The sequence below is a fragment of the Nostocoides japonicum T1-X7 genome (assembly GCF_001046855.1).
In the GTDB taxonomy this organism is placed as follows: domain Bacteria; phylum Actinomycetota; class Actinomycetes; order Actinomycetales; family Dermatophilaceae; genus Nostocoides; species Nostocoides japonicum.
Genome location: NZ_HF570958.1, coordinates 5,018,450 through 5,025,907, shown reverse-complemented (window position 1 = coordinate 5,025,907; position 7,458 = coordinate 5,018,450). Strand labels below are relative to the sequence as shown.

5 protein-coding genes and 1 tRNA gene are annotated in these 7,458 nt (G+C 69.6%); 3 read left to right on the top strand and 3 right to left on the bottom strand.

Annotated elements, in window-relative coordinates; genetic code table 11:
• Positions 1–67: 67 nt before the first annotated feature.
• Both BN12_RS22670 and BN12_RS22665 read right to left on the bottom strand, forming a co-directional pair.
• Positions 68–1,966 carry a penicillin-binding transpeptidase domain-containing protein gene (locus BN12_RS22670; RefSeq protein ID WP_048555764.1) on the bottom strand — a complete coding sequence of 633 codons (1,899 nt, stop codon included), beginning with the start codon at positions 1,964–1,966 and terminating at the stop codon, positions 68–70.
• 106 nt (positions 1,967–2,072) lie between these two features.
• Positions 2,073–2,357, bottom strand: a complete 285-nt coding sequence (locus tag BN12_RS22665) for a putative quinol monooxygenase (protein WP_048555763.1) — start codon at positions 2,355–2,357, stop codon at positions 2,073–2,075.
• Between the two features lie 73 nt (positions 2,358–2,430).
• Between BN12_RS22665 and BN12_RS22660 the strand changes: the two genes are divergently transcribed.
• A complete protein-coding gene (locus tag BN12_RS22660; protein ID WP_048555762.1) occupies positions 2,431–2,979 on the top strand; it encodes a hypothetical protein in 549 nt (182 codons plus the stop codon).
• Positions 2,980–3,014: 35 nt separating this feature from the next.
• Here the strand turns inward: BN12_RS22660 and BN12_RS22655 are convergent.
• Positions 3,015–3,101, bottom strand: a tRNA-Ser gene (locus tag BN12_RS22655).
• A 262-nt stretch (positions 3,102–3,363) separates the two neighbouring features.
• Here BN12_RS22655 and BN12_RS22650 point away from each other — a divergent pair.
• Complete coding sequence (locus BN12_RS22650) at positions 3,364–4,791, top strand: hypothetical protein (protein WP_048555761.1); 1,428 nt, start codon at positions 3,364–3,366, stop codon at positions 4,789–4,791.
• A gap of 102 nt (positions 4,792–4,893) precedes the next feature.
• Positions 4,894–6,801, top strand: coding sequence for a propionyl-CoA synthetase (locus BN12_RS22645; protein ID WP_048556784.1), 1,908 nt, complete (start codon positions 4,894–4,896; stop codon positions 6,799–6,801).
• Positions 6,802–7,458: the final 657 nt, after the last annotated feature.

The window sequence follows — 7,458 nt, the reverse complement described above, 5'->3', positions numbered from 1 at the left end:
TCAGGTCTGGCGTTCTGGCACCCGATCGGGGCCTGTGCACCACCCAGCCGCCCCAGCCGGCCCAAGTTCAGGACGTCGCGGCGAGGTCGGTGAGGAACTTCGCGGCGACCGGCCCGGCGACCGTGCCCCCGCTCGAGCCGTCCTCGACCATGACGGCGAACGCGAGGCCGCCCTGGTAGCCGATGAACCACACCCGGTTCTTCGGCGTCGCGCCGGTGCCGTACTCGGCCGTCCCCGTCTTGCCGTGCACCGCGCCGCCGGGAACGCCCTTGAGCGCCGTGCCGGTGCCCTCCGTCACGACGAGACGCATCATCGTGCGGATCTGCGCCGTGGCGGTCCCGTTGAGGGCGACGGCCTTCGCCGGCGCGCCCGTCGACGGGCTCTGGACGAGCGTGGGTGAGATGAACGAGCCGCGGGCGACGCTCCCGGCGAGCACGGCCATCGCGACCGGGGAGGCGAGGACGCGTCCTTGTCCGATGACCGAGGCCGCGTGGTCGGTGCCGTCCTTGGTGACCGGCACGGAGCCCGCATACGTCCCGTCGACCCCGAGGGTCGTGCCCCAGTCACCGCCGAGGCCGAGGGCCTTCGCCGCGGTCCGCAGGGCCGTGTTGTCGAGCTTCTCCCCGAGCTGGATGAACGCGGTGTTGCACGAGTGCGCGAAGTTGAGCTGCAGCGTCGGCGTGCCGAGGGACTCGCCCTCGAAGTTGTGGAAGGCCCGACCGTCGACCGTGTAGGTCTTCGGGCACGACGTGCGGGTCGCCGGGGTGGCCTTGTGACCCGTGAGCAGGGCATACGTCGTCGCGACCTTCATCGTCGAGCCGGGCGGGTACTGCCCGGTCAGAGCGCGGTCGAAGCCGAGCTCGGGGTTGTTCGCGACGGCGACGACGTGGCCGCTGCGGACGTCGACGGCGACGAGCGCCGACGGGGTGCTGCCGGTCGAGGCAAGGGCCTTCTCGGCAGCCTCCTGCACCGCGGGCCGCAGCGAGGTCCTGATGTCCTTGCCGTCGACGGGCTTCTCCTCGGAGAGGACCTTGCCGGTGCTCGAGGTGACCTGGATGCCCGGGGTGCCGCCGAGCACGGCGTCGTACTGACCCTGCAGGCCGCTCGTCCCCGCCCGGTCCGACGCGGCATACCGGCCGTCGCCCTTCTCCACCATCTCGGCGGTGACGGGTCCGAACGACCCGAGGAGCGGCTGTCCGAACGTCCGGGTCCTCGCGAGCGGCTGCTCCGTCTTGGGGTAGATGACGCCCTTGAGCGCGTCGAGCGCGTCGCGCCGCTTGTCGAAGTCGGCCTTGCGGTAGGTGATGACGGGGATCGGCGCCTGCGACCCGGCCGCCTTGGCCTTCGCGAGCTGGGTGACGAGGGACCCGGCCTTCTGGTCGGTCAGCTTCTCCAGGGCACGAGCCGTCGCCGCCGTCGCGCGCGTCGGGTCGAGCTGGACGGGGTAGACCTCGCCCATCGGCATGAGCGCCGTCCCGTCGTCGGCGAGGATGTCGCCCCGTGCGCCCCAGACCCGGTCCAGGCTCACGGTGTCCTCCGCCGCGATGCCCGGCACCCACGGCGACCCGGTGCCGCGCGTCGTGACGACCCAGTGCGTCCCGTCGTATGCCGCGCCGAAGGGGGCGCGGTAGGTCCAGGTCCGGTCGTCGCTCACCTTCCAGGACACGTCGATCGTCGCGGTCGCGGCGTCCCCGCTGCGGGAGAACCCGTCGACCTTCGCCGTCACCGGTGCGGAGCCCATGCCCGCGAACGTCGGCCGGAAGGTGTCCCGGACCGCGGTGTCCTGGAAGGGGACGGCGGGGTCGGTGAGGCTCTTCTTCGCCCAGCCGGCCGCGAGCGCGGTGAGGACGGCCCGTGCGGCGTCGTCCTTCTGCTGCTCCCGGTGCCACCACCAGAAGCCCCCGCCCGCGCCGACCGCGATGACGAGGACGACGGCCACGATCGCGGCGACCCAGCGTCTGCTCATGTGTCCCATCCTGCCTGCCCGGTATGCCGGTCCCGGGACGGGCGGGTCCACGGGCGGGTCCGACGGTCGCCGCCACGGCATCGAGTCCCGCTCGGCGACCGGGGAGCTAGAGCCGTCGCGAGTCGTCGACGTCGTATTCGGCGACCGAGGCTGCCCGGATCGTGGTCTGCTGCTCGGCATCGGGGCCGTCGCCGCGGAAGCTCTCGACTCGCTCGCGGCTCGTCCACCGCTCGAGGATGTTGATCCGGCCGGGATCGATCAGGTCGGGTGAGAGGCAGAAGTCGAGGCAGCCCTCGGTGCCTCGGGCTTGCCTGACGACCTCCTCGCAGCCGGCGAGGTAGGCATCCCGTTGGTCGGGATCGACGATGAGGTGGCCGGCGACGATGATCATGCGTCGACCGGCATACCGAGGTGGGCGAAGAGTTGGGTCACGATGTCGTCCTTCCGGATGGAGTATCCGCCTGATGGCCTGTCGAGCGGGTCAGCCGGAGCATCCCGTCCAGCGCCGCGGTGAGTGCGGCGTGCGGCAACGCCGCCTGCCACCGCCGGCCGGATCGGCCGTCTACGAGCTCACCGCCCATGGTTACGCGCTCCTCCCCGTGCTGGATGCGCTCGGGGACTGGGGATCCGGGCTGCCCGTGCCCGATGGTCGTCCCGCGCTCAGTGCGACCTCGGTGCTGCTGTACGTGCGAGGCTGCCTTCTCAGGCATCCCGATCCGCCGGCTGGCGTGTTCGAGGTGCAGCTCGGCGAGCGGACCTGGACCGTCCGCACGACAGGCTCCGAGCCCGTCGTCGAGCCGGGCGGCCCCCAGGATTCCGACGCCACGCTGCATACCGACCCGGACACGCTCAACGAACTCCTGGCGGATCCTGCCGCGTTCGATGCCGCGCTCTCCGAGGCCACGGCGCGCGCCGCCGGGGACCTTGGCGCGTTGCGCCGTCTGTTGGGCGTTGCCCGTGACGTCCGCACCCAGCCAGGCGAGGACATGGGAAGGATATCCACAGGCCCCTGACCGTGTTCCCGCTGGTCAGGGGCCTGTCTTCGGGGCGGAGGATGCGGGATTTGAACCCGCGAGGGGTTTCATCCCCAACACGATTTCCAATCGTGCGCACTAGGCCACTATGCGAATCCTCCAACGCAGGAGGGTACCCGAGTCGTCGACACTCCCGAAATCTCGTCGGTCGAGGGTGGACACGCCTCCAGCCATCGGGCTTGGCCGGTGAGCATGCAGAAGCCCAACGGTGAGACGCCGAGCTCTACGGATACGGGCTCGACTCCGTCAGATGCCTCACAGCGAGCGTCGAGAAGGGGCCATTCATCGCGCTGGCTTCGGCTCGATGGCTTACATTTCTTGCGCCCAACATCAGCGTCGGGCACGTCCTGGGAGGGAAACTTCGTGAACAATCGTGGTCTTCGCGCGGCCGGAGCGGCCGTCGCATTCAGCCTGATCTGTGGCGGTGCCGCCGTCGCGGGCGCTTCATCGGCAGCGGCAGGGGCGACTCCGTCGGTCGTCGACGAGTCGCCGGCGGGGTCCTACGCGAGCCTGTCGCCTCAGCGCATCCTCGACACGCGGAGCGGCGTAGGGGCCTCCAAGTCCCCTCTCGGCTCGGGCAAGACGCTCAGTCTTCAGGTGACCGGCAGAGGTGGCGTTCCGACGACGGGCGTCAGCGCGGTCGTGCTCAACCTCACCGCCGTCTCACCGACGGCGAACGGCTACCTCACGGCATACCCGGCGGGGACGAGTCGGCCGACCGCGTCGTCGGTGAACTTCAACCGCGGCTGGATCGGCGCGAATCTCGTGACCGTGCGCGTCGGCACCGGGGGCAAGGTCTCGCTCTACAACTTCAGCGGGTCGGTGAACGTCGTGGCCGATGTCATGGGGTACTACAACGACGCGACGGCGACGCGGACCACGTACGGCTCCTTCCAGGAGACGGCCGTGGAGCGGCTCATCGACTCCCGGACGATCAAGGGAGGCAAGCTCGGGAACTATGACTACTACCCGATCTCGGTGGACTACGGCACCGACATCAATCCGCACATCACGGCACTCGCCGTCAACATCACCGCGGTCAACCCCACGGCCTCCGGGTACTTCACGGCCTGGGACGGCAGCGAGGACGGACTGCCGAACTCCTCGTCCCTGAACTACACGAAGAGCCGTGTCGTGCCCAACATGCAGATCGTTCCGACCGGTCGCGACGAGGACGGGTACCCGGAGATCGGCGTCCTCAACCGTTCGAGCGGCACGACCGACGTGATCGTCGACATCGTCGGCTTCTACGACGACAACCAGATCCCCAACGGGGACACCTGGTATGCCTCGCGGTATGTGCCGCGCTCGAGCCCGCTTCGTATCGTGGACACGCGCTCGTCGCTCGGCGCGACGACGATGCGCAGCGGCGCACAGGCCAAGGTCGTCAACGCCCCGAGCGCCGTCGCCGACTATGACACGTTCGCATTGGTCACCAACACGACGGCCATCAAGCCGACCTCGCTGACGGCTCTCACGCTGTGGCCCAACTGGTCCGCCCAGCGCCCCAACACCTCGAACCTCAACCCCTACGCCGGCCAGATCGTCTCGAACATGACGATCACCTCGGTCGCGGCCAACAACGCCTTCCGGATCCAGAACACGACGGGGACGGTCGATGTCATCATGGACGTCGCGGGCACGATGGAGGCGTACCCCAGCCTGGCCCCAGCGGCCGATGCCTCGTCGGCGAGGTCGGCTCGGGCCTTCGATGGCTCCGGGCCGGCCCGCCCGACGTCACTCCCCGGCCTTCGTTCGGTCTCGGTGGGGCACAAGTCCGACCTGGGGTGACGACCGCGTGTTCCGACGGAGCCCGGCTCCGTCGGGACACGCAGGGCGATCTTCCACACCATCCCTGTCGCCCGACGGAGTGACGCGGCCAAGATGGGTGACATGAGCGACGGCGCCTACCGGACGGCATACGAGCAGAGCATGGACGACCCCGACGCCTTCTGGGGTGAGGCGGCGACGGCCATCGACTGGGTCACCCCGCCGCCGACCGTCCTCGACGCCTCGAACCCGCCGTTCTACCGATGGTTCACCGGCGGCACCCTCAACACCTGCTTCAACGCCCTCGACCGGCACGTCCGCGACGGCCGGGGCGAGCAGGCGGCGCTCATCTACGACTCGCCCGTCACCGGGACGACGCGGACCTATTCGTATGCGGAGCTGCTCGGCGAGGTGAGCCGGTTCGCCGGGGCGCTCGCGAGTCTGGGCGTCGAGAAGGGCGACCGGGTCGTCATCTACATGCCGATGGTCCCCGAGGCGGTCATCGGCATGCTCGCCTGCGCGCGGCTCGGCGCGGTCCACTCCGTCGTCTTCGGCGGGTTCGCGCCGGCGGAGCTGGCCGCCCGCATCGAGGACGCCAAGCCCAAGGTCGTCCTGTCCGCGAGCTGCGGGATCGAGCCCGCGCGCGTCGTCGAGTACAAGCCGATGCTCGACGGCGCCCTCGACCGGAGCAGTCACACGCCGGAGTCGGTCATCGTCCTCCAGCGACCCCAGGCCCCGGCGGCGATCGGCGAACGCGACACGGACTGGGAGGAGATGGACTGGGCGGAGCTCGTCGCCGACGCGGAGCCGGCGGACTGCGTCACCGTCGCCGCGACCGACCCGCTCTACATCCTCTACACGTCGGGGACGACCGGGAGGCCCAAGGGCATCGTCCGCGACAACGGTGGCCACGCCGTCGCGCTCCGCTGGTCGATGGGGAACGTCTTCGGCGTCGGGCCCGGCGACGTCTGGTTCACGGCGAGCGACGTCGGCTGGGTCGTCGGCCACTCCTACATCGTCTACGCCCCCCTGCTCACCGGGGCGACGACGGTCCTCTATGAGGGCAAGCCCGTCGGGACGCCGGACGCGAGCGCCTTCTGGCGGATCCTCGCGGAATACGGCTGCTCGGCCATGTTCACGGCCCCGACCGCCTACCGCGCGATCAGACGGGAGGATCCGGACGGAACCCTGCTCGCGGCATACGACCTGTCCCGGCTGCGGACGCTCTTCCTCGCCGGCGAGCGCCTCGACCCGGACACCTACGAGTGGGCGAGCGCGCTGCTCGGGGTGCCGGTCGTCGACAACTGGTGGCAGACCGAGACCGGCTGGCCCATCGCCGCGAACCTCCGCGGCCTCGAGCCGATGCCCATCAAGGCCGGCTCTCCCTCGGTCCCCGTCTCCGGGTATGCCGTCGAGGTCCTCGACGGGGCGGGCCACCCCGTCCCGGCGGGCGAGGAGGGGGCGATCTGCATCAAGCTGCCGATGCCGCCCGGGACCCTGCCGACACTGTGGAACGACGACGAGCGGTACGTGTCGGGGTATCTGTCGGCCTACGAGGGGTACTACCTTACCGGCGATGGTGGGCTCATCGACGAGGACGGGTACCTCTTCGTCCTCGGGCGGACCGATGATGTCCTCAACGTCGCCGGCCACCGGCTCTCGACCGGCTCCATCGAGGCGGCGCTCGCGGGCCATCCCGACGTCGCCGAGTGCGCCGTCATCGGGGTGGCGGACGACTTCAAGGGCCAGGTGCCGCGGGGACTCGTCGTCCTCAAGGGCGGTGTCGACGCGGAGGCGGAGGGACCTCGGATCACCCGGGAGCTCGTCCAGCGGGTGCGCGACGAGGTCGGGCCGGTCGCCGCCCTCAAGCAGGTCGACGTCGTCTCGGGGCTGCCGAAGACGCGCTCGGGCAAGATCCTCCGCAAGACGATGCGCGAGATCGCCGACGGCCGGACACCCAACGTCCCCGGAACCATCGAGGACGCGACCGTCCTCGACGCCCTGAAGCCCGTGCTGCGTCCCGACGCCTGACGGCCCGTGTCGGGATCTCCCCGGGTACCGAGACATCTGAGCACGGCCGGTCACCAGATACCTCCACCCGTGGAGGCGTCTCGGGAGTCGAGGTATCAAGCGACCTTGCGCAAGTGACCAGATACCTCCACCCGCCGAGGCACCAGAGGAGTCGAGGTATCAAGCGACCGTGCGGAAGTCACTAGATACCTCCACCCGTGAGGCACCAGAGGAGTCGAGGTATCAAACGACCGTGCGGAAGTCGCCAGATACCTCCACCCGCCGAGGCGTCTCCGGAATCGAGGTATCTGAGCACCGCCATATGGTCATCAGATACCTCCACCCGCTGAGGCGTCTCGGGGGTCGAGGTATCTGAGCACCGCCAGATGGTCACCAGGCCTCGACCGGCTGGGGCCTCTCGGGAGTCGAGGTATCAAGCGACCTTGCGCAAGTGACCAGATACCTCCACCCGCCGAGGCACCGGAGGAGTCGAGGTATCTGAGCACCGCCAGATGGTCATCAGATACCTCCACCCGTGGAGGCGTCTCGGGAGTCGAGGTATCAAGCGACCGTGCGGAAGTGACCAGATACCTCCACCCGCCGAGGCACCGGAGGAGTAGAGGTATCTGAGGACCGCCAGATGGTCACCAGGCCTCGACCGGCTGGGGCCTCTCGGGA

What these genes read in the sequence shown, in the direction of transcription:
- BN12_RS22670 (WP_048555764.1), bottom strand. Translation starts at nt 1,966, where the DNA reads ATGAGCAGACGCTGGGTCGCCGCGATCGTGGCCGTCGTCCTCGTCATC.
- BN12_RS22665 (WP_048555763.1), bottom strand. Translation starts at nt 2,357, where the DNA reads ATGATCATCGTCGCCGGCCACCTCATCGTCGATCCCGACCAACGGGAT.
- BN12_RS22660 (WP_048555762.1), top strand. Translation starts at nt 2,431, where the DNA reads ATGGCCTGTCGAGCGGGTCAGCCGGAGCATCCCGTCCAGCGCCGCGGT.
- BN12_RS22645 (WP_048556784.1), top strand. Translation starts at nt 4,894, where the DNA reads ATGAGCGACGGCGCCTACCGGACGGCATACGAGCAGAGCATGGACGAC.